The sequence below is a fragment of the Pseudomonas sp. Irchel 3A5 genome (assembly GCF_900187575.1).
Classification (GTDB): domain Bacteria; phylum Pseudomonadota; class Gammaproteobacteria; order Pseudomonadales; family Pseudomonadaceae; genus Aquipseudomonas; species Aquipseudomonas folii.
On record NZ_FYDU01000005.1, the window covers coordinates 286305 to 311638 of the forward strand.

The 25334-nt window shown below is 56.4% G+C and carries 27 protein-coding genes and 1 tRNA gene; 23 read left to right on the forward strand and 5 right to left on the reverse strand.

The features are described 5' to 3' along the window. The first annotated feature begins 120 nt into the window (after nt 1–120). Nucleotides 121–1065 (forward strand): T6SS immunity protein Tli4 family protein, encoded by a 945-nt coding sequence (locus CKW31_RS10335; RefSeq protein ID WP_176469850.1) that lies wholly within the window; start codon nt 121–123, stop codon nt 1063–1065. Between the two features lie 82 nt (nt 1066–1147). Here CKW31_RS10335 and CKW31_RS10340 read toward each other — a convergent pair whose 3' ends face one another. The 4 genes from CKW31_RS10340 to CKW31_RS10355 form a co-directional block, all read right to left on the reverse strand. Continuing rightward, nucleotides 1148–1621, reverse strand: a complete 474-nt coding sequence (locus CKW31_RS10340) for a hypothetical protein (RefSeq protein WP_095094254.1) — start codon at nt 1619–1621, stop codon at nt 1148–1150. 106 nt (nt 1622–1727) lie between these two features. After that, nucleotides 1728–2084 carry a hypothetical protein gene (locus CKW31_RS10345; RefSeq protein ID WP_141230141.1) on the reverse strand — a complete coding sequence of 119 codons (357 nt, stop codon included), beginning with the start codon at nt 2082–2084 and terminating at the stop codon, nt 1728–1730. A 773-nt stretch (nt 2085–2857) separates the two neighbouring features. Further along, a complete protein-coding gene (locus CKW31_RS10350; protein ID WP_095094258.1) occupies nt 2858–3469 on the reverse strand; it encodes a hypothetical protein in 612 nt (203 codons plus the stop codon). A gap of 708 nt (nt 3470–4177) precedes the next feature. Beyond that, nucleotides 4178–4262 (reverse strand) — tRNA-Leu (locus tag CKW31_RS10355). 108 nt (nt 4263–4370) lie between these two features. On the opposite strand from CKW31_RS10355, the gene queA reads away from it, so the two are divergent. The 6 genes from queA to CKW31_RS10385 all read left to right on the forward strand — a co-directional run bounded on the left by queA (nt 4371) and on the right by CKW31_RS10385 (nt 10512). Continuing rightward, on the forward strand, nt 4371–5435 hold the full coding sequence (queA, locus tag CKW31_RS10360) for a tRNA preQ1(34) S-adenosylmethionine ribosyltransferase-isomerase QueA (protein WP_095094260.1): 1065 nt from the start codon (nt 4371–4373) through the stop codon (nt 5433–5435). A 14-nt stretch (nt 5436–5449) separates the two neighbouring features. Beyond that, complete coding sequence (tgt, locus tag CKW31_RS10365) at nt 5450–6565, forward strand: tRNA guanosine(34) transglycosylase Tgt (protein WP_095094477.1); 1116 nt, start codon at nt 5450–5452, stop codon at nt 6563–6565. 51 nt (nt 6566–6616) lie between these two features. Continuing rightward, nucleotides 6617–6952: a preprotein translocase subunit YajC gene (yajC, locus tag CKW31_RS10370; protein WP_095094262.1), complete on the forward strand. Its 336-nt coding sequence runs from the start codon at nt 6617–6619 to the stop codon at nt 6950–6952. Between the two features lie 63 nt (nt 6953–7015). After that, on the forward strand, nt 7016–8884 hold the full coding sequence (secD, locus tag CKW31_RS10375) for a protein translocase subunit SecD (protein WP_095094264.1): 1869 nt from the start codon (nt 7016–7018) through the stop codon (nt 8882–8884). Nucleotides 8885–8893: 9 nt separating this feature from the next. Then, entirely contained in the window at nt 8894–9805 is a 912-nt protein-coding gene (secF, locus tag CKW31_RS10380) for a protein translocase subunit SecF (RefSeq protein WP_095094266.1), read from the forward strand. A gap of 164 nt (nt 9806–9969) precedes the next feature. Then, complete coding sequence (locus CKW31_RS10385; RefSeq protein ID WP_027899883.1) at nt 9970–10512, forward strand: glycine zipper 2TM domain-containing protein; 543 nt, start codon at nt 9970–9972, stop codon at nt 10510–10512. A 120-nt stretch (nt 10513–10632) separates the two neighbouring features. Here CKW31_RS10385 and suhB read toward each other — a convergent pair whose 3' ends face one another. Next, complete coding sequence (suhB, locus tag CKW31_RS10390; protein ID WP_027899882.1) at nt 10633–11448, reverse strand: inositol-phosphate phosphatase; 816 nt, start codon at nt 11446–11448, stop codon at nt 10633–10635. A gap of 662 nt (nt 11449–12110) precedes the next feature. Here suhB and trmJ point away from each other — a divergent pair. The 16 genes from trmJ (at nt 12111) to hisS (ending at nt 25309) form a co-directional block, all read left to right on the forward strand. Then, nucleotides 12111–12884 carry a tRNA (cytosine(32)/uridine(32)-2'-O)-methyltransferase TrmJ gene (trmJ, locus tag CKW31_RS10395; RefSeq protein ID WP_095094268.1) on the forward strand — a complete coding sequence of 258 codons (774 nt, stop codon included), beginning with the start codon at nt 12111–12113 and terminating at the stop codon, nt 12882–12884. Next, nucleotides 12884–13660, forward strand: coding sequence for a serine O-acetyltransferase (gene cysE, locus CKW31_RS10400; RefSeq protein WP_027902651.1), 777 nt, complete (start codon nt 12884–12886; stop codon nt 13658–13660). Before trmJ ends, cysE begins: the two co-directional genes overlap by 1 nt. A 157-nt stretch (nt 13661–13817) precedes the next feature. Then, complete coding sequence (gene iscR, locus CKW31_RS10405) at nt 13818–14309, forward strand: Fe-S cluster assembly transcriptional regulator IscR (RefSeq protein WP_027902650.1); 492 nt, start codon at nt 13818–13820, stop codon at nt 14307–14309. A gap of 44 nt (nt 14310–14353) precedes the next feature. Then, complete coding sequence (locus tag CKW31_RS10410; protein ID WP_027902649.1) at nt 14354–15568, forward strand: IscS subfamily cysteine desulfurase; 1215 nt, start codon at nt 14354–14356, stop codon at nt 15566–15568. Nucleotides 15569–15651: 83 nt separating this feature from the next. Continuing rightward, nucleotides 15652–16038 (forward strand): Fe-S cluster assembly scaffold IscU, encoded by a 387-nt coding sequence (gene iscU / locus CKW31_RS10415; RefSeq protein WP_002552476.1) that lies wholly within the window; start codon nt 15652–15654, stop codon nt 16036–16038. A gap of 47 nt (nt 16039–16085) precedes the next feature. After that, nucleotides 16086–16409: an iron-sulfur cluster assembly protein IscA gene (iscA, locus tag CKW31_RS10420; protein WP_087264568.1), complete on the forward strand. Its 324-nt coding sequence runs from the start codon at nt 16086–16088 to the stop codon at nt 16407–16409. Between the two features lie 8 nt (nt 16410–16417). Further along, complete coding sequence (gene hscB / locus CKW31_RS10425; protein WP_095094270.1) at nt 16418–16936, forward strand: co-chaperone HscB; 519 nt, start codon at nt 16418–16420, stop codon at nt 16934–16936. Between the two features lie 45 nt (nt 16937–16981). Beyond that, complete coding sequence (gene hscA / locus CKW31_RS10430) at nt 16982–18844, forward strand: Fe-S protein assembly chaperone HscA (protein WP_095094272.1); 1863 nt, start codon at nt 16982–16984, stop codon at nt 18842–18844. 3 nt (nt 18845–18847) lie between these two features. After that, nucleotides 18848–19189 carry an ISC system 2Fe-2S type ferredoxin gene (gene fdx, locus CKW31_RS10435; RefSeq protein WP_095094274.1) on the forward strand — a complete coding sequence of 114 codons (342 nt, stop codon included), beginning with the start codon at nt 18848–18850 and terminating at the stop codon, nt 19187–19189. A gap of 13 nt (nt 19190–19202) precedes the next feature. Next, complete coding sequence (iscX, locus tag CKW31_RS10440; RefSeq protein ID WP_095094276.1) at nt 19203–19403, forward strand: Fe-S cluster assembly protein IscX; 201 nt, start codon at nt 19203–19205, stop codon at nt 19401–19403. Between the two features lie 90 nt (nt 19404–19493). Continuing rightward, nucleotides 19494–19919 carry a nucleoside-diphosphate kinase gene (gene ndk, locus CKW31_RS10445; protein ID WP_002552482.1) on the forward strand — a complete coding sequence of 142 codons (426 nt, stop codon included), beginning with the start codon at nt 19494–19496 and terminating at the stop codon, nt 19917–19919. 30 nt (nt 19920–19949) lie between these two features. Continuing rightward, entirely contained in the window at nt 19950–21098 is a 1149-nt protein-coding gene (rlmN, locus tag CKW31_RS10450; protein WP_095094479.1) for a 23S rRNA (adenine(2503)-C(2))-methyltransferase RlmN, read from the forward strand. Nucleotides 21099–21124: 26 nt separating this feature from the next. Next, nucleotides 21125–21883 carry a type IV pilus biogenesis/stability protein PilW gene (pilW, locus tag CKW31_RS10455; protein ID WP_095094278.1) on the forward strand — a complete coding sequence of 253 codons (759 nt, stop codon included), beginning with the start codon at nt 21125–21127 and terminating at the stop codon, nt 21881–21883. Next, nucleotides 21883–22884, forward strand: a complete 1002-nt coding sequence (locus CKW31_RS10460; RefSeq protein WP_095094282.1) for a RodZ family helix-turn-helix domain-containing protein — start codon at nt 21883–21885, stop codon at nt 22882–22884. The genes pilW and CKW31_RS10460 overlap by 1 nt, the downstream gene beginning before the upstream one ends. A gap of 3 nt (nt 22885–22887) precedes the next feature. Continuing rightward, a complete protein-coding gene (gene ispG / locus CKW31_RS10465; protein WP_095094284.1) occupies nt 22888–23997 on the forward strand; it encodes a flavodoxin-dependent (E)-4-hydroxy-3-methylbut-2-enyl-diphosphate synthase in 1110 nt (369 codons plus the stop codon). Nucleotides 23998–24019: 22 nt separating this feature from the next. Beyond that, entirely contained in the window at nt 24020–25309 is a 1290-nt protein-coding gene (gene hisS, locus CKW31_RS10470; protein ID WP_095094285.1) for a histidine--tRNA ligase, read from the forward strand. Nucleotides 25310–25334 lie beyond the last annotated feature (25 nt).

The following is a 25334-nucleotide window of genomic DNA, read 5'->3' on the forward strand; positions in this document are numbered from 1 at the left end:
TACAAGCTTGTCTGGCCGTCGAAAGGGTAGACTCCCACCGATACCGCCAAGCCATCCGCCAATATCAGAAAGTGACATGAGGGTGAAACATTGCACGCAGTGACCAGATTCTTATTATGCATGCTCGTGTCAGCAGGCTTTAATGCAACCAGCGTGCTGGCTAGCTCCTATGAAGACAGCAAAAGCGAAAGCCTCTTGAATACTCACTACTTTGGCAGATTTGAAATCGCACTGCCGCGCGGATCGGAAGTCGCCGCAGACTATAAAAACTTTGACGAAAAAATAGAGTGGGTCAGCAACGAGGGAGACTCCCGTATAAATCAAGCTGTGGACCAGAAAGTAGAAGACTTGAAAAAAGGCATAGCGGTCGGCACTTTCAGTGTTTACGAGAAAACGGTCCCTCTTGACAATGGAAGCGTATTGCTCGTTTCGCGACTTAACAAGTTTTATACCTTTAACGTATACCTGCTCACTGCCAAAAATACGCTTTACCACATGATGGCAGCAAACATATCTGAACAGGGCCTGGAGGGTGGCATCGAGAAAATGCGCCTGTTAAGTAATTCCATTTACTCCCGACCGCCACACCAGGCTCCTCCGCAGGGTGGTTTTGCAATAGAGGCGGGCTACACGACGCTTGGTAGCGAAAAGTTCTTGGAGTCTGTTTACATGGGCGCGCAAATTGCGGGACATCCAGGTACCTATATCAGCTTTCTCACAAAGGCAATTTTTACTCAGGAAGACAGCTTGATAGAGCGATTTGAAAAACGTCAGTACGACGTGTCGATAGGAGAGCTTGCTAATTCCGGCAGTATCAAGACCCTCAGGAAAAGGCCTCGCCTGGTAAACGGAATTCAGGCTGAGGAAGTTGCGGTTAGCGCCCGCGTAGATGGCAAACAGTTTTATGCTTTCCAGCTAGAGTACAAAGGCACAGTAGAGTCCAACACACGGCCTTATATTGCGCTTGAACTCGGTACGCACGAGAAAGGCAGCGATTTTAAATCCGATGAAGAAGCGTTGAGATTTTGGGATCGGGTAGTTAATAGCCTGAAACCGCTGCCTTGATGAGCGTTGGCTTTTATCGCTTTGCGACCCTGGAGGTGTTGTTCATTCCAATTTCGTGGTGGCCGACCTTGCTGAAACAAGCTCACCGACCGCTCGGCAAGGGCGGTCTCGTTTCAACTTGCTCAAGGCTTACGCGGTAGGTGGTGTAAGTGTCGCCGTCTTCCAGGTAAAGGTCGCTCTGGTAATTCGAGACTGCGCCTTTGAGTTTGATGTGCAGGCCGTTGGGGACACGTTGGATTATCACGTCTTTCAAGTCAGTGTCCGAGACCAGGAAGGGCGGGGTCTTACCGAGGCGCACCTTCATCGCCTCATCATTCCTGCTGCCGCCGTTGTTGACGTAGAAACGCAGACTTTTAGGCTCATCTGAATCCCTGGCATCCTGAACGATATAGATCCGCTGTCCTGGAATGAAGTCTTGCTTCAGGACTATCTCAGAAGGAAATTCCGGTTTGTACAGGTATGTGTAGATGCAAGCGCCTACAAAACAGAGCATAAAGACGATCGTGAGATACTTTTTAACGCTGACTACAAGGGTTTGGCGGTCGGTCTTATTCATGGGTTCAGTTGTAATCGAAGGTGAAGAGTACCGAGCCTCAATGAGTTTCTGATCGGCTCCGGCGACCCTGCGTGCCAATGCTAAAACGCGAATGCAGCGAACCAGATTAATGGCCAGCTTTCAGCCTGTCCTGCTCCACCTTGCGCACGCCCTTGGCAAGCAACCAATAAAACACGATGAGCAAGGGTATGGGCTGAGCCGCTACTACCATCGCGCGTTTGATTTCTGACAGGCCATGTAGATCGTAATTCTCCAATACATTGGTCAGTACGATAATTGTCGCCAGCGACGAGAACATGTAGCACATACAGACAGCCATGATCCGAAAGAAGATTCGCCACGCCTGGGAGGGATGGTCGATATTCCTGGAGGCTCGTGAAAGCGTTGGATTCGGGACTACGACCACCAAGCCTATCATTCCAGCCACGACCTGGAACGTCACGACGCACACTAACGGTGACATGAGGGGTAACCCGCGCCGATTGATGATGCGGTAGGCAAACGATTGGCCCATCCATGAGTGTGGGTTGGAAATGCGATCAACGAATTCTCACTTACACTTCTTGCGCACTTCAGGTATGCGTCGGAAAATTTTTTCGTGTGTAGTGTACGTGACAGTCATGTGTGTACACACCCTGCGGCGCTCAGTTTTCGTGGCTATCGCCAAACCGGTGCTTTTGGGGCTCAGGGTGCCCGCTGGCCTTGGACGGATGCTGTTTGAGGGGCTTGTTACGTGCTAAATCTGCTGGGCGTTTTCAGTGTTTAAGAATGAGGGCGTCCTTGGCAGGTCACCGCTTTTTATCATCGGAAGATCCCGAATTCCACCCACAAAAAAACGGCACAATGGCCGGTTTCTTTGTATCCAAGCTGCATTGAGCAGCAGCTTGAAGTGTGTCGTGGTCCCCCGAGGGGGACTTGAATCTCCCATATAATTCGTGGCGTACAGCCAGATTACTTGTTTAGGGATACAGCTTGCTTGCGCCTATGGTCGCACAATACTGGATCAGGCCATAAGCCGTCCCTAATCCACTGTCGCTAAAATCGAGGCGATGTCGAGACCATGCAACAGATATTGATGACTATTAGAGCTGACGGGCGAATCTAGAAACTATTGGGCGTGTGCTGCGGGATTGGTTAACCAATCTCAGGCAGGGGCTGTCGCTGGAGCTGCTTCATCCGCAGCTCCTCGCGCTTGAGGGGGATCTGAAGATCGTTCTCTGACGAGCTCAGCGCGGCTCATCCTTGGCTATCGCATCCCACGCGTTTCTTCTGCAAGGCAATGTAATTTTCAAACGTGCCGTATTTTTCTGGTACTCGAATAACGGCTCCCGGCCGTAACCGGAGATTTTCGTGACTGGCCGCCAGGCTGTCGTTGTAGGCACTGCAAGCGGACCGCTTGTTCGCCGCCAGCTCATAAGCGAAACCACGGTTAAGATTGATATTGGTCACGACATCGAGCTTGCCTGCCTGCGCGTAAATCGCCCGCGACTTTTCGAAGTACTCGTTGGCCTTTTCGTACCGAGCACTATAGATCGCCGTCCGATCAAGAAAGCCGTTGGTACTGTAATGAGTTGCCCATTGGCCACCCAATGTCGGCGACATGAAAAACAAGCCATAAACACGGTACGCATCGGCAAAGCAGAGTTGATCCGCCGTGGTTTGGCAGATCGTCAACGTTTCGACAATGAGCCGCTCTGCAGGTAACGGTCTATTCTGATCGACCAAAGCATCGGCATCGGCTAGCTTTTGATGCGGATCTGAACTGGCCACAACGCCTACGGCGGAGCACCCGACAAGCGTTGATAGCAGACTGGCAAATGCAGCAAAGCGAACGACAGATACAAGCATGACGTATTCCTTTACATGGGGAGGGTGGTGGCGCGACGCTACTGTTTTGAAATCTTGCTGTCCACTGTCGGTTGGTAATGATCCCAGCAAAAGGAGGAATGATTGAGTTGCGCTGACTCCCCGGTTCTTCACCCTACTGGAAAAACCGCCGGGGACCCTGGGCGATCTTGCATAACACGGGGTCGGAAACCCGCCGGATCGTATTAGTGGGAGGCCCGCCAGCTTACTGAAATTTCAACGTTGAATTTGAAAGGATCTTGAAGCGAAAAGGCCATCCTTACCGTATCTGTAACGGTCAAGGGTTTCGTTCAGGATAGTGAACGATTGGCTTGGTCAACTCGGTAAACCAGTCAGCTAACTTGGAGTCCAGGCACTAGCGAAATCCGGCGGGTTTCCGACCTCGCGTGGAGCTGAGGTTCTCAGGGGCCCCCGACTTCTGCCGGATTCTCCTCGCTGGTGGGATTCATATGTTAGGGGGGGGGGGCAGACACCTCAGTAGTGAAGTCGCCCCGGACCGATGTGAGCCCACGGATAACTGTAAATCGCAGTGCTGCAGTCTGAATTGTTGCTGTGTATGCGGAGGGAGGGGGAGTGGGGAAGAGATAAGGTCGGTTAACAGGCTGGTCGATAATCAGGCACAAAAAAACCGGCGCAATGGCCGGTTTCTTTGTATTCAAACTGCCTTGAGCAGCAGCTTGAAGTGTGTCGTGGTGCCCCGAGGGAGAATCGAACTCCCACTTCTTTCGAAAACGGATTTTGAATCCGCCGCGTCTACCAATTCCGCCATCAGGGCTCAATGGCGGCGAAGTCTACAGACGGTATTACCGTTGGTCAATCACCTTTCATGGTCAATTTTGTCTCTTTCCGCTAAACTTCGCGGCCCTGCTAGACGAACTCGATCATGCGCGTTGCTGACTTTACTTTCGAACTCCCTGATTCCCTGATCGCTCGCCACCCTTTGGCCGAGCGCCGCAGCAGTCGTCTGTTGACCCTGGACGGGGTGACGGGCGCGCTGGGGCACGAGCATTTTTCCGATTTGCTGGAGCATGTACGCCCCGGTGACTTGATGGTGTTTAACAACACCCGAGTGATCCCGGCGCGCTTGTTCGGCCAGAAGGCGTCCGGCGGCAAGCTGGAAATTCTGGTGGAGCGGGTGCTGGACACGCACAGCGTGCTGGCCCACGTGCGGTCGAGCAAGTCGCCCAAGCCGGGGTCGATGATTGTTATCGATGGCGGTGGCGAAGCCGAGATGGTGGTGCGTCACGACACGTTGTTCGAGTTGCGCTTTAACGAGCCGGTCTTGCCGTTGTTGGAACGCGTCGGGCATATGCCGTTGCCTCCTTATATAGACAGACCCGATGACAGCGCCGACCGCGAGCGATATCAGACGGTCTATGCCCAGCGTGCCGGTGCGGTGGCTGCACCGACCGCGGGTCTGCATTTCGATCAGCCGCTGCTGGATGCCATGAAGGCCAAAGGCGTGGAGATGGCGTTTGTCACCCTGCACGTCGGCGCGGGCACGTTCCAGCCGGTGCGGGTCGAGAAGCTTGAAGACCACCACATGCACAGCGAATGGCTGGAAGTCGGCCAGGATGTGGTGGATGCGGTGGCGGCCTGTCGTGAGCGCGGCGGTCGGGTGATTGCGGTCGGTACGACCAGCGTGCGTTCGCTGGAAAGCGCCGCGCGTGACGGTGTGTTGAAGCCGTTCAGTGGCGACACCGATATCTTTATTTTTCCGGGGCGTCCCTTCCATGTGGTCGACGCCCTGGTGACCAACTTTCATTTGCCGGAGTCCACGCTGTTGATGCTGGTTTCGGCATTCGCCGGTTATCCCGAGACCATGGCTGCCTACGCGGCGGCGGTGGAGAACGGTTACCGCTTCTTTAGTTACGGTGATGCGATGTTCATCACCCGCAATCCCGCGCCGACCGCTCCCAAGGCATCGGGCCCAGAGGATCACGCATGAGCCGCACCAGTCGTATGTCTTTCGAGTTGTTGGCCACTGACGGCAAGGCGCGTCGTGGTCGATTGACCTTCCCGCGGGGCGTGGTGGAAACCCCGGCGTTCATGCCGGTGGGCACTTACGGTACGGTCAAGGGCATGCTGCCGCGTGATATCGAGGCCACCGGTGCGCAGATCATTCTGGGCAACACGTTCCACTTGTGGCTGCGTCCGGGCACTGAGGTCATCAAGGCCCACGGCGACCTGCACGATTTCATGCAGTGGAAAGGCCCGATTCTGACCGACTCCGGTGGTTTTCAGGTGTTCAGCCTGGGCGCGATGCGCAAGATCAAGGAGGAGGGCGTGACCTTCGCCTCGCCTGTTGATGGCGCGAAGGTGTTCATGGGCCCGGAAGAGTCGATGCAGGTTCAGCGTGATCTGGGCTCGGACATCGTGATGATCTTCGACGAATGCACGCCTTACCCGGCTGACGAAGATGTCGCTCGCGTCTCTATGGAACTCTCGCTGCGCTGGGCCAAGCGTTCGAAAGTTGCGCACGGTGAAAGCACGGCCGCGCTGTTCGGTATCGTTCAGGGCGGCATGCATGAAAGCCTGCGCAAACGCTCGCTGGAAGGTCTGGATCAGATCGGCTTTGATGGCCTGGCCATCGGCGGTCTGTCGGTGGGCGAACCCAAGCACGAAATGATCAAGGTGCTGGATTACCTGCCAGGCCTGATGCCCCCTGAAAAACCTCGTTACCTTATGGGGGTAGGCAAGCCTGAAGATCTGGTTGAGGGTGTGCGCCGCGGAATCGACATGTTCGATTGCGTGATGCCGACCCGCAATGCCCGCAACGGTCATTTGTTCATTGATACAGGTGTATTGAAGATCCGTAACGCGTTCCATCGTCATGATGATTCGCCGCTGGATCCGACCTGCGATTGCTACACCTGTCAGAACTTCTCGCGCGCTTATCTGCACCACCTGGACAAGTGCGGCGAAATGCTGGGAAGCATGCTTAATACGATCCACAATTTGCGGCATTACCAGCGCCTTATGGCTGGTTTGCGCGAGGCTATTCAACAAGGTACATTGGCCGCCTTTGTCGATGCCTTCTATGCCAAGCGCGGGATTCCAACGCCGCCGATGGACTGAGTCAAAACAAGTTTTTCTGCTTTCTACTTAATTATGCAACTGGAGTGCTAAATGAGCTTTTTCATCTCTCCCGCTTTCGCGGATGCTGCTGCACCTGCTGCCGGCCCTATGGGTGGCGGTTTTGAATGGATTTTCCTGGTCGGCTTTCTGGTCATCTTCTATCTGATGATCTGGCGTCCACAGGCCAAGCGCGCCAAAGAGCAGAAGAATCTGCTGAGCAACTTGCAGAAGGGCGACGAAGTGGTTACTACCGGCGGTATCGCTGGCAAGATCACTAAAGTGAGTGACGGCTACGTGGTTATCGAAGTTTCCGACACTGTTGAGCTGAAAATGCAGAAGGGCGCTATTGCTGCCACGCTGCCAAAGGGCACCCTGAAAGCGATTTAAGATTCAGACTTTTACCAATCGACGGGGCGCGCAAGGCGCCCCGCGTTATAAGCGGGCGGCGTGATGCTGAACAAATACCCTCTGTGGAAATACGTACTGATCCTGGCGGTGCTGGTGATCGGTTTTATTTATTCCGCACCCAATCTCTACCCTGACGATCCAGCGATCCAGATCAGCGGCGCAAGCACTGCGTTGCAGGTGGGTCAGGCTGATCTGGAGCGTGCGAGCAAAGCGCTTGTTGATTCCGGAATCGCGGTCAAGGCCTCTTCCCTGGCCGAGAATGGCAAAGGCGGTTTGTTGCGTCTGACCAAACAGGAAGACCAACTGCCGGCCAAGGATGTTGTGCGCAAGGTGTTGGGTGATGACTATGTCGTCGCACTTAACCTGGCCCGGACTACGCCGACATGGTTGCGCAATTTAGGCGCAACCCCGATGAAGATGGGTCTGGACTTGTCCGGTGGTGTGCACTTCCTGTTGGAAGTTGACATGGACAAGGCGCTGGATGCGCGTCTGAAAGTTTATGAAGGCGAAGTCAAAAGCCTGCTGCGCAAGGAAAAAGTGCGTTATCGCAGCCTGCCGCAAGTGGGTGGCGCTATTCAACTGGGTTTCAGCGATGACGCTGCCCGTGAAGAAGCCCGCGTACTGGTTCGCAAGAATTTCACCGATTTCGAAATCACGCCGGCTGAGCTGAACGGGATCGCTGTTCTGCGTCTGGCGATGACGCCGGCGAAGATCAACGAGATCCGCGACTACTCCATCAAGCAGAACCTGACCACGGTGCGTAACCGGGTCAACGAGCTGGGTGTTGCCGAGCCTCTGGTTCAGCGTCAGGGTGCCAACCGCATCGTGGTCGAGTTGCCGGGCGTACAGGATACCGCTGAAGCCAAGCGTATTCTGGGCAAGACAGCCAACCTGGAATTTCGTCTGGGCGCAGGTCCGGATGACTCCAAAGCCACTACCGAAATGTTCGAGTTCCGCGAAGGCGGTCGTCCGGCTGCTCCGGTTGAACGTGGTCTGATCATCACCGGTGATCAGGTGACTGACGCCAAGGCCAGCTTCGACGAGCATGGTCGTCCACAGGTGAACATCACGCTGGACGGTCACGGTGGCGATTTGATGAGCCGTGCAACCCGCAGCAATGTGGGCCGCAGCATGGCGGTGATCTTCATCGAGCAGAAGCCAACCACTACTTACACCAAGCAGATGGTCGACGGCGTCGAGAAAGACGTGCCTGTTCAGACCTTCAAGGAAGAGAAGAAAATCATCAGCCTGGCGACCATTCAGTCGCCGCTGGGTGCTCAGTTCCGGATTACCGGTCTGAACGGTCAGGGTGAGTCTTCCGAACTGGCGCTGTTGCTGCGTGCCGGTGGTCTGGCTGCGCCGATGTACTTCGCTGAAGAGCGCACCATTGGCCCGAGCCTGGGTGCTGACAACATCACCAAAGGTATCGATGCTTCCCTGTGGGGCATGCTGTTCGTGTCGCTGTTCATCATGGCGATCTATCGCTTCTTCGGCTTGATCGCGACAGTCGCTCTGGCGCTGAACATGGTCATGCTGCTGGCGTTGATGTCACTGCTGAGTGCAACGCTGACCCTGCCGGGTATTGCCGGTATCGTCTTGACGATGGGTATGGCGGTGGATGCCAACGTGCTGATCTTCTCGCGGATACGCGAGGAAATCGCCAATGGCATGACCGTCCAGCGTGCGATTCATGAAGGTTTCGACCGCGCCTATACCGCGATCCTCGACGCCAACCTGACGACGTTGCTGGTCGGCGGCATTCTCTTCGCAATGGGCACGGGCCCGGTGAAGGGTTTTGCGGTGACCATGTCGCTCGGGATCTTTACCTCGATGTTCACGGCCATCATGGTGACCCGCGCAATGGTCAACCTGATCTATGGCGGGCGTGACTTCAAGAAGTTGTGGATTTAAGGGGCTGCCATGTTACGTACCATTAACTTCATGGGCGTTCGCAATATTGCGTTCGCCGTTACGATGCTCCTTACTGCTCTGGCGTTGTTCAGCTGGTTCCATAAGGGCCTCAACTATGGTCTGGACTTTACCGGCGGTACGCTGATCGAGCTGACTTACGAGCGTCCTGCCGATCTGGGCAAGGTTCGTGAAGAGCTGGTCAGCTCTGGTTATCACGATGCGGTGGTGCAGAGCTTCGGCGCCACTACCGATCTGCTGGTGCGTATGCCCGGTGAAGATCCGCAGTTGGGTTCTCAGGTTGCCGATGCGCTGCGTAAAGCAGGCGGCGACAACCCGGCTACCGTGAAGCGTGTCGAGTTCGTGGGCCCGCAAGTGGGTGAAGAGCTGCGCGACCAGGGCGGTCTGGGCATGTTGCTGGCTCTGGGCGGTGTTTTGATCTACCTGGCGTTCCGCTTCCAGTGGAAGTTCGCGGTGGGCGCAATCATCTCCCTGATCCACGACGTTGTCGTGACCATGGGTATCCTGTCGTTCTTCCAGATCACTTTCGACCTGACAGTGTTGGCGGCCGTGCTGGCGATCATCGGTTACTCGCTGAACGACACCATCGTCGTATTCGACCGTGTGCGGGAAAACTTCCGTTTGCTGCGCAAGGCGTCGTTGATCGAGAACATCAACATCTCTACCACTCAGACGCTGCTGCGTACTGTCGCAACGTCGGTTTCGACCTTGCTGGCCATTGCTGCGCTGTGGGTATTTGGCGGTGACAACCTCGAAGGTTTCTCCATCGCGCTGTTCGTGGGTGTTGTGGCGGGTACTTACTCCTCCATCTACATCGCGAACGTGGTGCTGATCTGGCTGAACCTGACCACCGAGGACCTTATTCCTCCTGTGGTCGTCGATAAGGCTGACGATCTACCCTGATCGCAGCTCTATCCGGGTGTGATGCCAAAAGGGCATGAGTATTGAACTCATGCCCTTTTTTATGCTCCAAGGCTTGGGTTCGTGGATTGCCGAAGCTCACGCTGGAACGGTAACGACCCAAGTACTGCGTAGGAAACTACGTTTGAGATGGTCAGGAGGTTCACGTGAACAAATCGTTGCTTGTTGGTGCTGTGCTGGGCGCTGCCGTTGTTACGGCTGGCGGTGCTGTTGCCACCTACAGCCTCGTTAAAAGCGGCCCGGAATATGCGGATGTACTGGCAGTCGAGCCGGTTAAACAGCAAATAAAAACGCCGCGTGAAGTTTGCAAAGATGTAACCGTAACCAAGCGTGCTCCGGTCAAGGATGAGCACCAGATCGTTGGTAGCGTGATCGGCGCCGTTGCAGGTGGCTTGCTGGGTAACCAGGTAGGCGGCGGCAATGGCAAGAAGATCGCCACCGTAGCAGGCGCTGTCGGCGGCGGATATGCCGGTAACAAGGTTCAGGAAGGTATGCAGAACCGCGACACTTACACCACCACCGAAACTCGCTGCAACACGGTTAATGACATCAGCGACAAGGTCGTGGGTTATGACGTGAAGTACAAGCTGAATGACAAGGTGGGTCAGGTGCGCATGGATCGTGATCCGGGCGGTCAGATTCCAGTCAACAAGGAAGGCCAGCTGATTCTGGGTCAAAACCAGCAATAAGCTTGAGCCTGCGTTGATCAGAAAAAGCGCCTTCGGGTGCTTTTTCTTTTTCTGTGTGGCGGAAGGTGGCAGGCACAAAAAAAACCGGCGCTTGGCCGGTTTTTTTAGGGGGGCTGAATCTTAACGCTTCATCGTGGCCGGCAGGTGCGGTGCGATGGAGGTCAGAACAGCTTTGAAGCACTTGGTGTTACCGGCAACAATGTGGCCTTTTTCCAGGAAGTCGTGACCGCCTGTGAAGTCGCTGACCAGACCGCCTGCTTCCTGGATCAGCAGCGCGCCTGCAGCCATGTCCCACTCGGACAGGCCCGATTCCCAGAAGGCGTCGAAGCGACCCGCTGCTACATAAGCCAGGTCCAGGCTGGCAGCGCCTGCGCGACGGATGCCTGCGGTCTGGCCTACCAGGCTGCGGAACATACCCAGGTAGTTTTCCAGGTTGTCCATCTGGTCGTCGCGGAACGGGAAGCCGGTGCCGAGCAGGGCGCCGTCAAGACTGGTGCGCGGGCTGACGCGCATGCGGCGACCGTTGAGTTGCGCGCCGTTACCAGCGCTGGCAGTGAATTCTTCCTGGCGAACCGGGTCCAGAACCACTGCGTGAGCCAGACGGCCTTTATGTTTGCAGGCAATGCTGACGGCGAAGTGCGGGATGCCGCGAACGAAGTTGGTCGTGCCGTCCAGTGGGTCGATGATCCACAGGTAGTCAGCGCCTTCGCCGCTGCCCTCATGCATGCCGGTTTCTTCGCCGAGGATGCCGTGAGTCGGGTAGGCCTTGCGCAGGGCGGTGATGATCAGTTGCTCGGCAGCGCGGTCAATTTCGCTGACGTAATCCTTCGCACCTTTTTCATCGACCTTGATGGTATCCAGGCGCTCGATGGAGCGGAAGATCAATTCGCTGGCGCTGCGGGCGGCGCGCAGCGCGATATTCAGCATGGGCTGCATGGACGTTTCACCTAGGTCGTTAAAGAAAGCCGAACATTGTATTGGCTGTGGCGGAACTTTTCCAGTGGTTAACTGGATGCCGATGTCGCAGGATCGGCTCCAACCTCGAAGAGGCTGGGACAGGCGCTGGATCTTCATCTGCAGAAATGTCGCCTTCCCGGCTAAAGCCGGTCCCACGAGATTACGCGACTTGTGGGCGATTCCATGTTTGTCTGCAATCCCGCGTTTGATCTTGTAGGACCGGCTTTAGCCGGGAGCGCGTCGGAATGGTCGCTAAATTTTCTTCGCCAGATATACCCCCCCAGATATACCCCCCCCCCCCTCCCGGCCGAAGCCAGTCCTACGACCGTGGAGCCTGTGGGAGCCGAGCTTGCTCGCGATGAACAATAACGCGATCTCTCTACCATACCGCTGCGCCTGATTCATTCGAACGCGGGTCGACTAACAAAGGAATGAGTGATGTCGTGGGACCGGCTTTAGCCGGGAAGAGGTCGGGAAAGGCGTTGGATATTTATCTGCAGAAATGTCGCCTTCCCGGCTAAAGCAGGTCCCACGAGATTACGCGACTTGTGGGTGTCTCTAGCCAGCCGCAACCGTTCATAGCGTTCATCCCGGCGGTTCTGTAAGATTTCACCCCCTCTACTTATCTGTGAGCACTCGCCTTGCTGCAAAACATTCGTGTTGTCCTGGTCGGTACCAGTCACCCCGGTAATATCGGTGGGGCTGCTCGTGCCATGAAAAACATGGGGCTTTCGCGCCTGGTGCTCGTTGATCCGCAGTTTTTCCCTCACCACGAGGCTGATGCCCGCGCTTCGGGTGCTGGCGATATCCTTGAGAAAGCCCAGGTCGTCGCGACCCTTGAAGACGCTTTAGTGGGATGCAATCTGGTCATGGGCACCAGCGCTCGCGACCGTCGCATTCCGTGGCCGCTGCTCGATCCGCGTGAGTCGGGCGTGATGGCGGCCGAGCAGGCAGGGCAGGGTGCGGAAGTGGCGTTGGTGTTCGGTCGTGAATACGCCGGCCTGACCAACGAGGAGTTGCAGCGATGTCATTACCACGTACATATCCCGTCCGATCCAGAGTTCAGCTCTCTGAATCTCGCCGCGGCGGTTCAGGTCCTCAGTTATGAGGTGCGCATGTCGTGGCTGGCTACCCAGGGCCAGCCTACCAAGGTCGAAAAAGTTGAGGTGACCTCGGTACGCAGCGCTGACCTGGCGACCATGGACGAGATGGAAGGCTTCTATGGCCATCTTGAAGCAACTCTGGTGGCTATCGGCTTTCTCGATCCGGAAAAACCTCGCCACTTGATGGCCCGGCTGCGTCGCCTGTATGGCCGTAGCGAGGTGAATCGCTCCGAGATCAGTATTTTGCGCGGCATCCTTACCGAAACCCAGAAGGCTGCACGTGGTGAACCGTACAAACGAAAGGAACAATGATGTTCGAGCGTCTGCGTGAAGATATTCAAAGCGTGTTTCATCGCGATCCTGCTGCCCGTAACTCGTTTGAGGTGCTGACCTGCTACCCCGGTATGCACGCCATCTGGCTGCATCGGTTGGCGCACATTCTGTGGACCAATGGCTGGAAGTGGCCTGCGCGGGTGGTTTCGAATTTCGGTCGCTGGATGACCGGGATCGAAATCCATCCGGGCGCCAAGGTCGGGCGTCGTTTCTTTATCGATCACGGCATGGGGATTGTGATCGGTGAGACGGCTGAAATCGGCAATGACGTGACGCTCTATCAGGGCGTAACCCTTGGGGGCACCAGCTGGAATGCCGGCAAGCGCCACCCGACCCTGGAAGATGGTGTTGTGGTGGGCGCGGGTGCCAAGGTTCTTGGGCCATTCACTGTTGGTGCTGGCGCCAAGATCGGTTCCAACGCGGTCGTCACCAAGGCTGTTCCCGCAGGTGCCACGGCGGTGGGGATTCCGGGGCGGATCATTATCAAGTCCAGTGATGACGTGGAAGCCAAGCGCAAGGCCATCGCCGAGAAGCTGGGTTTTGATGCTTACGGCGTCAGTGAAGACATGCCGGATCCGGTCGCGCGTGCGATTGGTCAATTGCTGGATCACTTGCAGGCGGTAGACGGTCGCCTGGAAGGGATGTGCGAGGCCCTTAAAGGGCTTGGCAGCGATTACTGCGCCAAGGAGCTGCCCGAGCTGCGTGACGAAGTGTTTGATTGCGTGAAGGACAAGAGCGAGAGCAAGGTCGGCTGATGGCGCTACACCCGGGGCGTGCCATGCGCCCCGGTGTTTGCTATGATGCGGCCGCGGTTTTGCGCTCAATCCCGACTGTTTTGCTAGGTCTTATAGTTGACTTAAATACTCGGGAATAGCATACTCGCTCTCATTCCGAACCTCTGCGGTATACGCCATGCGACTGACTACTAAAGGCCGATACGCTGTAACTGCCATGCTTGATCTGGCGTTACATGCGCAGAACGGGCCAGTGTCTCTGGCCGACATTTCCGAGCGTCAGGGCATTTCCCTGTCCTACCTTGAGCAACTGTTCGCCAAATTGCGCCGTGGCAATCTGGTCTCCAGCGTGCGTGGTCCCGGTGGTGGTTACCAGTTGTCCCGTGACATGCATGGCATCAAGGTTGCCCAGGTGGTCGATGCGGTCAACGAATCTGTCGATGCCACGCGTTGCCAGGGTTTGGGTGATTGCCACGCCGGCGATACCTGCCTGACTCACCATTTGTGGTGTGACCTCAGTGAGCAGATTCACGAATTTCTAAGCGGTATCAGTCTGGCCGACCTTGTCACTCGCCGTGAGGTACAAGAAGTTGCCCAGCGCCAGGATATGCGCCGTACCAGCGCCAAGACCCAGTACCTGGATAAGATTGAAACGTCCGCCGTTGAATGAGCGTAGATGAATCAGCGGTGCGCCTGCCTGATAGGAGAGATTCAATGAAGTTGCCGATTTACCTTGATTACTCCGCGACGACCCCGGTCGATCCGCGTGTCGCTCAGAAAATGATTGAGTGCCTGACCGCTGACGGAAACTTCGGTAACCCGGCATCGCGCTCCCACGTCTTCGGCTGGAAAGCTGAAGAGTCGGTCGAGAACGCCCGCCGCCAGGTCGCTGATCTGGTCAACGCCGATCCGCGCGAAATTGTCTGGACCTCTGGTGCTACCGAGTCCGATAACCTTGCCATCAAGGGCGTCGCGCATTTCTACGCCAGCAAGGGCAAGCACATCATCACCAACAAGATCGAGCACAAGGCTGTGCTCGACACCACGCGTCAGCTTGAGCGTGAAGGTTTTGAAGTCACCTACATCGAGCCGGGTGAAGATGGTCTGATCACGCCTTCGATGGTTGAAGCCGCTCTGCGTGACGACACCATTCTGGTTTCGATCATGCACGTGAACAACGAGATCGGCACCATCAACGACATCGCTGCGATTGGCGAGCTGACCCGCTCCCGTGGCGTGCTGTTCCATGTCGATGCTGCGCAGTCCACCGGTAAGGTCGAGATCGATCTGGCCAGCCTCAAGGTTGACCTGATGTCGTTCTCTGCCCACAAGACCTACGGCCCTAAAGGTATCGGCGCGCTGTACGTCAGCCGCAAGCCGCGTGTTCGCCTTGAAGCGGCCATGCACGGCGGTGGTCACGAACGTGGCATGCGTTCCGGTACTCTGGCGACGCATCAGATCGTCGGCATGGGTGAAGCATTCCGTATCGCCAAGGAAGAAATGGCCGCAGAAAACGTGCGAGTCAAAGCCCTGAGTGATCGCTTCTACAAGCAGGTCGAGCATCTCGAAGAGTTGTACGTCAACGGCAGCATGACTGCTCGTGTGCCGCACAACCTGAATCTGAGCTTCAACTATGTCGAAGGCGAGTCGCTGATCATGGCGCTCAAGGATCTGGCCGTTTCTTCCGGTTCCGCCTGTACTTCTGCGTCGCTTGAGCCGTCCTATGTGCTACGCGCCCTTGGTCGTAATGACGAACTGGCGCATAGCTCGATACGCTTCACCTTTGGTCGTTTCAGTACCGAAGAAGAAATGGACTACGCCGCGCAGAAAGTCTGCGAAGCGGTCACCAAGCTGCGTGCACTTTCGCCGCTATGGGACATGTACAAAGACGGCGTCGACATTTCCAAGATCGAGTGGGCGGCGCACTAATTAAAAGCCGCCTTACAGACAGGCCATGTTCCACCCGTTGTTACGTGGCTTGCAGAGCGGCTCCCTGATAGAGGAATAGCATCATGGCTTACAGCGAAAAGGTCATTGACCACTACGAAAATCCGCGCAACGTCGGCAAGATGAACGCGGAAGATCCAGATGTTGGCACCGGCATGGTCGGCGCTCCTGCTTGCGGCGACGTCATGCGTCTGCAAATCAAGGTCAACGAGCAGGGCGTCATCGAAGATGCCAAGTTCAAGACTTATGGTTGCGGTTCGGCTATCGCCTCCAGCTCTCTGGCTACCGAGTGGATGAAGGGCAAGACTCTGGATGAAGCAGAGACCATCAAGAACACTCAGCTGGCCGAAGAACTGGCTTTGCCTCCGGTGAAAATTCACTGTTCGGTACTCGCTGAAGACGCTATCAAGGCGGCTGTTCGCGATTACAAGCAGAAGAAAGGCCTGCTGTAATAGCAGCGTTTTCTAAAGAAGCTGGTGTGAAGTAATAAGGAGTTCCGATGGCTATCAGCATGACAGAAGCTGCCGCAAATCACGTACGACGCTCCCTTGACGGGCGTGGCAAAGGTGATGGCGTTCGTCTGGGTGTGCGCACCACAGGCTGTTCAGGTCTCGCCTATGTGCTTGAGTTCGTCGATGAGGCGCAAAGCGAAGACAGCGTGTTCGAACTACACGGCGTCAAGGTGATCATTGACCCGAAAAGCCTGGTCTACCTCGATGGCACCGAGCTTGATTTCGTCAAGGAAGGGTTGAACGAAGGCTTCAAGTTCAACAATCCCAACTCGCGCGGTGAATGTGGCTGCGGCGAAAGCTTCAACGTCTGAGGCTTATTGTGGGTACTCCTTGTCATTTCGCTCTATTCGAGCTTCAGCCGAGCTTTCGCCTCGACCTCGATCAGTTGGCGACGCGCTACCGTGAGCTTGCTCGTGGGGTTCATCCCGACCGTTTTGCGGACGCCTCAGAGCGTGAGCAACGGTTGGCGCTTGAGCGCTCCGCCAGTCTTAACGACGCCTATCAGACACTCAAGAGTGCTCCGAAACGGGCGCGTTATCTGTTAGCGATGCGCGGCGAAGTGCCGCTTGAAGTCACCGTGCATGACCCCGACTTTCTCCTGCAACAGATGCAATGGCGCGAAGAGCTTGAGGATCTGCAGGATGAGGCCGATCTGGCCGGTGTCGCGGTTTTCAAGCGTCGCCTCAAGACTGCTCAGGACGAACTGAACGAAAGCTTCGCTGCCTGTTGGGATGATGCTGCGCAACGCGAACAGGCCGAACGCCTGATGCGGCGCATGCAGTTCCTCGACAAGCTCTCCTACGAAGTGCGCCAGCTTGAAGAGCGCCTCGACGATTAACTCCGTGCTGCTTCTGGCCGCACGCCTGTGAAATTCTGATAAAGCATGGCTCTACTGCAGATCGCCGAACCCGGTCAAAGTCCCCAACCTCATCAGCGTCGTCTGGCGGTGGGTATTGACCTGGGGACTACCAATTCGCTGGTCGCTGCACTGCGCAGTGGCCTTTCCGAACCGCTGGCCGACGCAGAAGGGCAAGTCATTCTGCCGTCTGCCGTGCGCTACCACGCCGATCGCGTTGAAGTGGGGCAGGCTGCCAAAGCTGCCGCTTCGACCGATCCGTTCAACACCGTGCTGTCGGTCAAGCGCTTGATGGGTCGTGGTCTGTCCGACGTCAAGCAATTGGGCGAGCAGTTGCCTTACCGCTTTGTTGGCGGTGAGTCGCACATGCCGTTCATCGAGACGGTTCAGGGGCCGAAAAGCCCGGTAGAAGTCTCTGCCGATATCCTCAAGGTACTGCGTCAGCGTGCCGAGCAGGCGTTGGGTGGTGACTTGGTCGGGGCGGTGATCACTGTTCCGGCTTATTTCGATGACGCTCAGCGTCAGGCCACCAAAGATGCCGCCAAGTTGGCAGGTCTTAACGTGCTCCGCCTTCTCAATGAGCCGACCGCTGCGGCCGTGGCTTATGGCCTGGATCAAAGCGCTCAGGGCGTTGTCGCGATTTATGATCTGGGCGGCGGTACGTTCGACATCTCTATTCTGCGTCTCACTGGCGGCGTGTTCGAAGTCCTGGCAACCGGCGGCGACACCGCGCTGGGCGGCGATGACTTCGATCATGCGGTTGCGGGCTGGATTGTCAGTGAGGCAGGCTTGTCTGCCGACATCGACCCGTCTGCTCAGCGCAGCCTGTTGCAGACGGCTTGCAAGGCTAAAGAAGCGCTGACCAGCGAAGCTTCAGTCGACGTCGAGTATGGCGACTGGAATGGCACGCTGACGCGGCAAGCTTTCGAAACCCTCATCGAGCCAATGGTTGTGCGCAGCCTCAAGTCTTGCCGTCGTGCCGTGCGTGATGCCGGTATTGAGCTGGACGAAGTGGAAGCGGTGGTCATGGTTGGCGGTTCTACGCGTGTCCCGCGGGTGCGGGGCGCTGTGGCTGAACTGTTCGGTCGCCAGCCATTGACGGATATCGACCCGGATCAAGTGGTCGCCATTGGTGCGGCGATCCAGGCGGATACCCTGGCTGGCAATAAGCGTGACGGTGGCGAGTTGCTGCTGCTCGACGTGATTCCACTCTCGTTGGGACTGGAAACCATGGGCGGCCTGATGGAGAAGGTGATTCCACGTAACACCACGATCCCGGTCGCGCGTGCCCAAGAGTTCACCACCTACAAAGACGGCCAGTCGGCAATGATGATTCATGTGCTGCAAGGCGAGCGTGAGTTGATCAGTGACTGCCGCTCCCTGGCTCGTTTCGAGTTGCGCGGCATTCCGGCCATGGTGGCGGGTGCGGCCAAGATTCGTGTGACGTTCCAGGTCGATGCCGACGGTCTGCTCAGTGTCTCGGCCCGCGAGCTGGGCTCTGGTGTTGAGTCGAGCATTCAGGTCAAGCCGTCCTATGGGCTGACCGATGGCGAAATTGCCCGGATGCTCAAGGATTCCTTTGCTTACGCCAGCGATGACAAGGTCGCCCGCGTATTGCGCGAGCAGCAGGTTGATGCCCAGCGCCTCGTCGAGGCTGTCGAGGCCGCACTGGAAGTTGATGGCGAGCGCTTGCTGGATGCTGAAGAACGCATGGTGATCGACCTGCAGTTGCAGGAATTACGTGAATTGATGCAAGGCACCGATGGCCCTGCCATCGAGCAGCAGACCAAGCTTCTCTCGCAGGTGACCGATGCATTTGCAGCCCGCCGCATGAATATGACGGTAAAAGCCGCTCTGGCGGGGCGCAATCTGAATGACATTGAGGAATAACTGATGCCGCAGCTGATTTTTCTGCCCCATGCCGTGCTGTGTCCGGATGGGCTGGTTGTTGAGGTCGAGCCCGGCACGTCTATTCTCGAAATTGCTCACGAGCATCACATCGAGATTGAAAGTGCGTGTGGTGGTGTTTGTGCCTGCACCACATGCCACTGCGTCATTCGCGAGGGTTTTGCCTCGTTGAATGAAGCGGATGAGCTAGAAGAAGACATGCTGGACAAGGCCTGGGGGCTGGAACCTCAGTCTCGTCTGTCCTGTCAGGCGGTCGTCGGAAATGAAGACCTGACCGTTGAAATTCCGAAGTATTCGCTTAACCATGCGGCCGAAGCGCCGCACTGATCGAGAAGCTGTCATGAGTTACGGTTGGAATGACGTACAACGAATCGCTGAGGAACTGGCCGAGACTCATCCCGGCGTCGATCCTTACTCGGTGGGGTTCACCAGGCTGCAACTGATGATCAAGCAGTTGCCGGATTTCGACGACACCTCTGGCCGCGTCGGCGAGAAAGTGCTCGAAGCGGTTCAGACGCTTTGGGCCGACGAAATCGGCTGATCCAATTTGCACGTTAGGCAATAACCTCAAACCCGCGTATAATTCGCGGGTTTAATTTTTCGCTTTAATCATCGTTTCTGGAGTTACACCATGGCTGTTCAACGTACTTTCTCCATCATCAAGCCTGACGCCGTTGCTAAAAACGTTATCGGCGAGATCACCACTCGTTTTGAAAAAGCCGGTCTGCGCGTCGTTGCTTCGAAACTGAAGCAACTGTCCAAGGCTGAAGCTGAAGGTTTCTACGCTGAGCACAGCGCTCGTGGCTTCTTCGGCGACCTGGTTGCGTTCATGATCTCCGGTCCTGTTGTTGTTCAGGTTCTGGAAGGCGAAAACGCCATCGCTCTGAACCGCGAGCTGATGGGCGCTACCAACCCTAAAGAAGCTGCTGCCGGCACTATCCGTGCTGACTTCGCTGATTCCATCGACGCCAACGCTGTTCACGGCTCCGATTCCGAAGCAGCCGCTGCTCGCGAAATCTCGTACTTCTTCGCAGCTACAGAGGTAACCGCTCGCTAAGTCCTGGACTAACGAGTGAAGGGTGAATTCATGATTGCAACGACTGGCAAAACAAACCTGTTGGGTCTGACCCAGCTGGAAATGGAAAAATTCTTCGATTCCATCGGGGAGAAGCGCTTCCGTGCCGGTCAGGTCATGAAGTGGATTCACCACTTTGGCGTCGATGATTTCGACGCCATGACAAACGTCAGCAAAGCCTTGCGTGAAAAGCTCAAGGCTTGTGCTGAAGTTCGTGGTCCTGAAGTCGTCAGCGAGGACATCTCCACCGATGGCACCCGTAAGTGGGTGGTGCGTGTGGCGTCCGGCAGCTGCGTCGAGACCGTTTATATCCCCCAGGGCAAGCGCGGCACATTGTGTGTTTCGTCCCAGGCGGGCTGTGCGCTGGATTGCAGTTTCTGCTCTACCGGCAAACAAGGCTTCAACAGCAACCTCACCGCCGCCGAAGTGATCGGTCAGGTGTGGATTGCCAACAAATCCTTTGGCAGCGTCCCGGCTACCGTCGACCGTGCCATCACCAACGTGGTGATGATGGGCATGGGTGAGCCGCTGCTGAACTTCGATAATGTCATTGCCGCCATGCATCTGATGATGGATGACCTGGGGTATGGCATTTCCAAACGTCGGGTGACTTTGTCCACCTCCGGCGTGGTACCGATGATCGACGTGCTGGCTGAGCACATTGATGTCTCGCTGGCGTTGTCGCTGCACGCGCCAAACGATGCGCTGCGCAATCAACTGGTACCGATCAACAAGAAATACCCGCTGAAAATGTTGCTTGAGTCCTGCCGTCGCTACATGGCGACTCTGGGTGAGAAGCGCGTATTGACTATTGAGTACACGTTACTCAAGGACGTCAATGATCAGGTCGAACATGCTATTGAAATGATCGAGCTGCTCAAGGATACGCCTTGCAAGATCAACCTGATTCCGTTCAACCCGTTCCCGCATTCTGGTTACGAGCGTCCGAGCAACAACGCGATTCGTCGCTTCCAGGACCAACTCCATCAGGCTGGATATAACGTCACGGTGCGTACCACCCGTGGGGAAGATATCGATGCAGCCTGTGGTCAACTGGTGGGGCAGGTCATGGACCGTACTCGCCGCAGCGAGCGTTACATTGCTGTACGCGAATTGAGTAGCGAGGCGAGTGTGGCTCAAAGCGCCGCGACTCGAACCTGATCGCGAACCTGGCCGAGAGAACCTTAATGTCCGTGCGTGCCGCCCTGCTGCTCTGCTTTATGATCGCGCTGGCTGGGTGTGTGACGTCGGGCAATGTCGATCCGATGAGCACCAGCAAAGGTCGTGACGCCGCACGCGAGGCCTATGTGCAGTTGGGGATTGGCTATTTGCAGCAGGGGCAGACCGAACGTGCCAAGGTTCCGCTGAAGAAGGCGCTTGAGCTGGACGGTTCCGACGCTGATGCCAACGCAGCACTCGCGTTGGTGTTCCAGGTCGAGATGGAACCGGAGCTGGCCGACCAGCACTTTCAAAAGGCCCTGTCTTCTCGTCGAGGAGACGCGCGCATCCTCAATAACTACGGCAGCTTTCTTTACGAGCAAAAACGCTACAAGGAAGCTTATGAGCGTTTTGAACAGGCCGCCGCCGATAACCTTTATCCTGAGCGCTCGCGGGTTTTCGAGAATCTTGGCATGACTGCGGTGATGCTCGGTGATCGCGAAGCGGCGACGGCGCATTTCACCAAAGCCCTGCGCATGGACCGTATGTTGCCACGCGCATTGCTGGAAATGGCTGAGTTGTCTTACGAAGACAGGCATTATGTGCCCTCGCGTGATTATTACGACCGTTTTAGCCAGCTCAGCGAGCAAAATGCACGTAGTCTATTGCTCGGTACGCGATTGGCAAAAATCTACGATGATCGCAACAAGGCAGCCAGTTTTGGCCTGCAACTCAAAAGACTCTATCCCGGCACGCCGGAATATCAGCAATACCTGTCGGAGCAATGATGAAAGCGGTGCAACCCGAAGTCGTAGCAGCCACTCGCGTCAATCCTGGCGAAACCTTGCGTCAGGCTCGCGAGAGTAAAAACTGGTCGCTGCCAGACGTCGCCCAGAGGCTCAATCTCACCGTCACTTCGTTGAGTAACCTCGAGGCTGGCCACTTTGACAAGCTGCCGGGTCATACTTTCGCCCGCGGCTATGTTCGTGCTTACGCCAAAGTCCTGGATCTTGACCAGACTGCACTGGTGACACAATTTGACCAGTACACCGGCACAGACAGCGCAGGCAGCTCGGTGCATGCGTTGGGTCGTATCGAAGAGCCGGTACGCCTGTCGCACAATATTCTGCGAATCGTCAGTCTGCTGTTGCTGGTTGTTCTGGTCGGCGGCGGTTTCTTCTGGTGGCAGGATCAGACGTCCTTGCGTGGCAAGGATTCAGGGCTGAGCCTTGAGCACGTTGAAGTCGAGAGCGCCGATGGCACCACCCAGATTCATCCGCTGGACGAGCCTGAAGATCAGGCGGTTGCCGAAGCGCAAACCTCAGACTCGGCGCCGCTTGCGTTGAATCCAGCAAATCCTGCAAATCCAGCCACCCCGGCTACACAGGTGCCCGCTCAGACAGCGACTGCTCCGTCGTCGACCACACCACCTGCCAGCCCAACGGCGACTGCGCCGACGAGCAGTGCGCCTGCAACTGCCCCGTCAGCTCCCGCTGTTGCGCCTGCGCAATCTGCACCCGCCGCTGCACCTGAGGCAGCTGTTGCCGGTGCGGGTCAGGTGAGCATCTCGTTTACTGCCGATTGCTGGACGCAGGTTACTGACAGCACCGGTAAAGTTTTGTACATGGGCATCAAACACAAAGGCGATAGCCTGGATGTGAGTGGCAAGCCGCCGCTCAACGTCCGTCTGGGTGCTGCAGCCGGTGCTCAGGTCAGCTACAACGGCATGCCTGTCGATGTAGCTCCGTTCACCAGCGGCGCTACCGCTCGCCTGAAACTGGGGCAATAACTCATGCACGGTGAATCTCCGATCAAGCGTCGCGAATCCAGAAAAATCTGGGTGGGCTCGGTTCCGGTAGGGGGCGATGCTCCCATCGCGGTACAGAGCATGACCAACAGCGATACCAATGATGTCGCGGCTACCGTTGCGCAAATCAACCGGCTTGAAGCTGCCGGTGTGGATATCGTTCGGGTTTCCGTCCCGGACATGGACGCGGCAGAAGCTTTTGGCCGTATCAAACAGTTGGTGAAAGTGCCGCTGGTTGCCGACATTCACTTTGATTACCGGATTGCCTTGCGCGTTGCTGAGCTGGGCGTCGATTGCCTGCGTATCAACCCGGGCAACATCGGCCGTGAAGATCGGGTAAGGGCTGTGGTTGATGCTGCCCGTGATCGCGGTATTCCTATCCGTATCGGCGTTAACGCTGGTTCGCTGGAAAAAGACCTGCAAAAGAAATACGGCGAGCCGACGCCAGCGGCGCTTGTAGAGTCAGCGCTGCGCCACGTTGAACATCTGGAACGCCTGAACTTCAAGGACTTCAAGGTCAGTGTGAAAGCTTCCGATGTGTTCATGGCCGTCGAAGCCTACCGCTTGCTGGCCAGGGAAATTGTCCAGCCGCTCCACCTGGGTATTACCGAAGCAGGCGGATTGCGTTCAGGCACAGTGAAATCGGCCGTTGGCCTAGGTATGCTGCTCGCCGAAGGAATTGGGGATACTATCCGCATCTCGCTGGCGGCTGATCCGGTTGAAGAGGTTAAAGTCGGCTACGACATCCTTAAATCGCTGCGCCTTCGTTCTCGTGGGATCAACTTCATTGCCTGCCCGAGTTGCTCGCGGCAGAACTTCGATGTGGTCAAGACCATGAATGAACTGGAAGGGCGGCTTGAGGATTTGCTGGTGCCGCTGGATGTTGCGGTCATCGGTTGCGTGGTTAACGGACCGGGTGAAGCCAAAGAGGCGCATGTAGGCCTGACCGGTGGCACGCCAAATCTGATTTACATCGATGGCAAGCCAGCCCAGAAGCTGACCAATGACAATCTGGTGGATGAGCTGGAACGCTTGATTCGCCAGAAAGCGGCCGAAAAGGTCGAAGCTGACGCAGCCCTTATCGCGCGCGGCTAACCAGAATTGCTAAGGATTTTTTGTGAGTAAGTCTCTGCAAGCCATTCGTGGCATGAACGACATCCTGCCCGATCAGACCCCACTGTGGCGTCATTTCGAAGGCACTGTCTCGCGTTTGCTGGATAACTACGGTTACCGGCAGATTCGCATGCCTATCGTGGAATTCACCGATCTGTTCAAGCGTTCCATCGGTGAAGTAACCGATATCGTCGAAAAAGAGATGTATACCTTTGCTGATCGCAACGGTGACTCCCTGACCCTGCGTCCTGAAGGCACTGCAGCCTGCGTGCGCGCAGTGCTTGAACACGGCATTACCGGTGGCGGTCAGGTTCAGAAATTGTGGTACATCGGCCCGATGTTCCGCCATGAGCGCCCGCAGAAAGGCCGTTATCGTCAGTTTCACCAGATCGGCGTCGAGGTCTTCAATCTCGACGGTCCGGACATCGACGCAGAACTGATCGTGCTGACCTGGCGTCTGTGGGGCCTGCTGGGCATTCGCGACGCGGTCAAGCTCGAACTCAACAGCCTGGGCACCAGTGAAGCGCGTGCGCGCTATCGCGATGCGCTGGTGGAGTTCCTTTCGGCACGCCTCAGCGAGCTGGACGAAGACAGCCAGCGTCGCCTGAAAACCAACCCGCTGCGGGTACTGGATACCAAGAACGCAGACACTCAGGCGCTGCTGGTTGATGCGCCGAAGCTGGCGGACTATCTGGACGACGAGTCTCGCACTCACTTCGAAGGTCTGAAGGCGCGTCTGGATGCTGCGGGCATTCCGTATGTGATCAATCCCAAGCTGGTTCGTGGCCTGGATTACTACAGCAAAACCGTTTTCGAGTGGGTGACCGATCAACTGGGCGCTCAAGGTACAGTCTGCGCGGGTGGCCGTTACGACGGTCTGGTCGAGCAAATGGGCGGCAAGCCTACCAGTGGCGTTGGATTTGCCATGGGTATCGAGCGTCTGGTTTTGTTGCTTGAAACACTCGAGCAGGTTCCAGAAGAAATTTCCCGTCAGGTTGACGTGTATCTGTGTGCCTTCGGCGAAGCTGCCGAACTGGCTGCACTGGCACTGACCGAGCGTGTCCGTGACGAGTTGCCAAACCTGCGCTTGCAGGTGAATGCCGGAGCTGGCAGTTTCAAAAGCCAGTTCAAGAAAGCCGACAAGAGTGGTGCATTGTTTGCGTTGATCCTTGGGGAAGAGGAGCTGGCGCAGCAGATCATCGGTGTCAAACCCCTGCGTGGTCAGGGTGAACAACAAAATATTGCCTGGGATGCTCTGTCCGAGCACCTGGCCTCCTGCGTTGTGCAGGGTTGAAGCTGATTTACAGCCGATTTAGCGA

What these genes read in the sequence shown, in the direction of transcription:
- iscR (WP_027902650.1), top strand. Translation starts at nt 13,818, where the DNA reads ATGCGACTGACTACTAAAGGCCGATACGCTGTAACTGCCATGCTTGAT.
- hscA (WP_095094272.1), top strand. Translation starts at nt 16,982, where the DNA reads ATGGCTCTACTGCAGATCGCCGAACCCGGTCAAAGTCCCCAACCTCAT.
- suhB (WP_027899882.1), bottom strand. Translation starts at nt 11,448, where the DNA reads ATGCAGCCCATGCTGAATATCGCGCTGCGCGCCGCCCGCAGCGCCAGC.
- CKW31_RS10350 (WP_095094258.1), bottom strand. Translation starts at nt 3,469, where the DNA reads ATGCTTGTATCTGTCGTTCGCTTTGCTGCATTTGCCAGTCTGCTATCA.
- ndk (WP_002552482.1), top strand. Translation starts at nt 19,494, where the DNA reads ATGGCTGTTCAACGTACTTTCTCCATCATCAAGCCTGACGCCGTTGCT.
- CKW31_RS10345 (WP_141230141.1), bottom strand. Translation starts at nt 2,084, where the DNA reads ATGTCACCGTTAGTGTGCGTCGTGACGTTCCAGGTCGTGGCTGGAATG.
- tgt (WP_095094477.1), top strand. Translation starts at nt 5,450, where the DNA reads ATGTCTTTCGAGTTGTTGGCCACTGACGGCAAGGCGCGTCGTGGTCGA.
- rlmN (WP_095094479.1), top strand. Translation starts at nt 19,950, where the DNA reads ATGATTGCAACGACTGGCAAAACAAACCTGTTGGGTCTGACCCAGCTG.
- CKW31_RS10460 (WP_095094282.1), top strand. Translation starts at nt 21,883, where the DNA reads ATGAAAGCGGTGCAACCCGAAGTCGTAGCAGCCACTCGCGTCAATCCT.
- ispG (WP_095094284.1), top strand. Translation starts at nt 22,888, where the DNA reads ATGCACGGTGAATCTCCGATCAAGCGTCGCGAATCCAGAAAAATCTGG.
- iscU (WP_002552476.1), top strand. Translation starts at nt 15,652, where the DNA reads ATGGCTTACAGCGAAAAGGTCATTGACCACTACGAAAATCCGCGCAAC.
- CKW31_RS10340 (WP_095094254.1), bottom strand. Translation starts at nt 1,621, where the DNA reads ATGAATAAGACCGACCGCCAAACCCTTGTAGTCAGCGTTAAAAAGTAT.
- CKW31_RS10335 (WP_176469850.1), top strand. Translation starts at nt 121, where the DNA reads ATGCTCGTGTCAGCAGGCTTTAATGCAACCAGCGTGCTGGCTAGCTCC.
- iscA (WP_087264568.1), top strand. Translation starts at nt 16,086, where the DNA reads ATGGCTATCAGCATGACAGAAGCTGCCGCAAATCACGTACGACGCTCC.
- cysE (WP_027902651.1), top strand. Translation starts at nt 12,884, where the DNA reads ATGTTCGAGCGTCTGCGTGAAGATATTCAAAGCGTGTTTCATCGCGAT.
- iscX (WP_095094276.1), top strand. Translation starts at nt 19,203, where the DNA reads ATGAGTTACGGTTGGAATGACGTACAACGAATCGCTGAGGAACTGGCC.
- yajC (WP_095094262.1), top strand. Translation starts at nt 6,617, where the DNA reads ATGAGCTTTTTCATCTCTCCCGCTTTCGCGGATGCTGCTGCACCTGCT.
- secD (WP_095094264.1), top strand. Translation starts at nt 7,016, where the DNA reads ATGCTGAACAAATACCCTCTGTGGAAATACGTACTGATCCTGGCGGTG.
- queA (WP_095094260.1), top strand. Translation starts at nt 4,371, where the DNA reads ATGCGCGTTGCTGACTTTACTTTCGAACTCCCTGATTCCCTGATCGCT.
- pilW (WP_095094278.1), top strand. Translation starts at nt 21,125, where the DNA reads ATGTCCGTGCGTGCCGCCCTGCTGCTCTGCTTTATGATCGCGCTGGCT.
- CKW31_RS10410 (WP_027902649.1), top strand. Translation starts at nt 14,354, where the DNA reads ATGAAGTTGCCGATTTACCTTGATTACTCCGCGACGACCCCGGTCGAT.
- fdx (WP_095094274.1), top strand. Translation starts at nt 18,848, where the DNA reads ATGCCGCAGCTGATTTTTCTGCCCCATGCCGTGCTGTGTCCGGATGGG.
- secF (WP_095094266.1), top strand. Translation starts at nt 8,894, where the DNA reads ATGTTACGTACCATTAACTTCATGGGCGTTCGCAATATTGCGTTCGCC.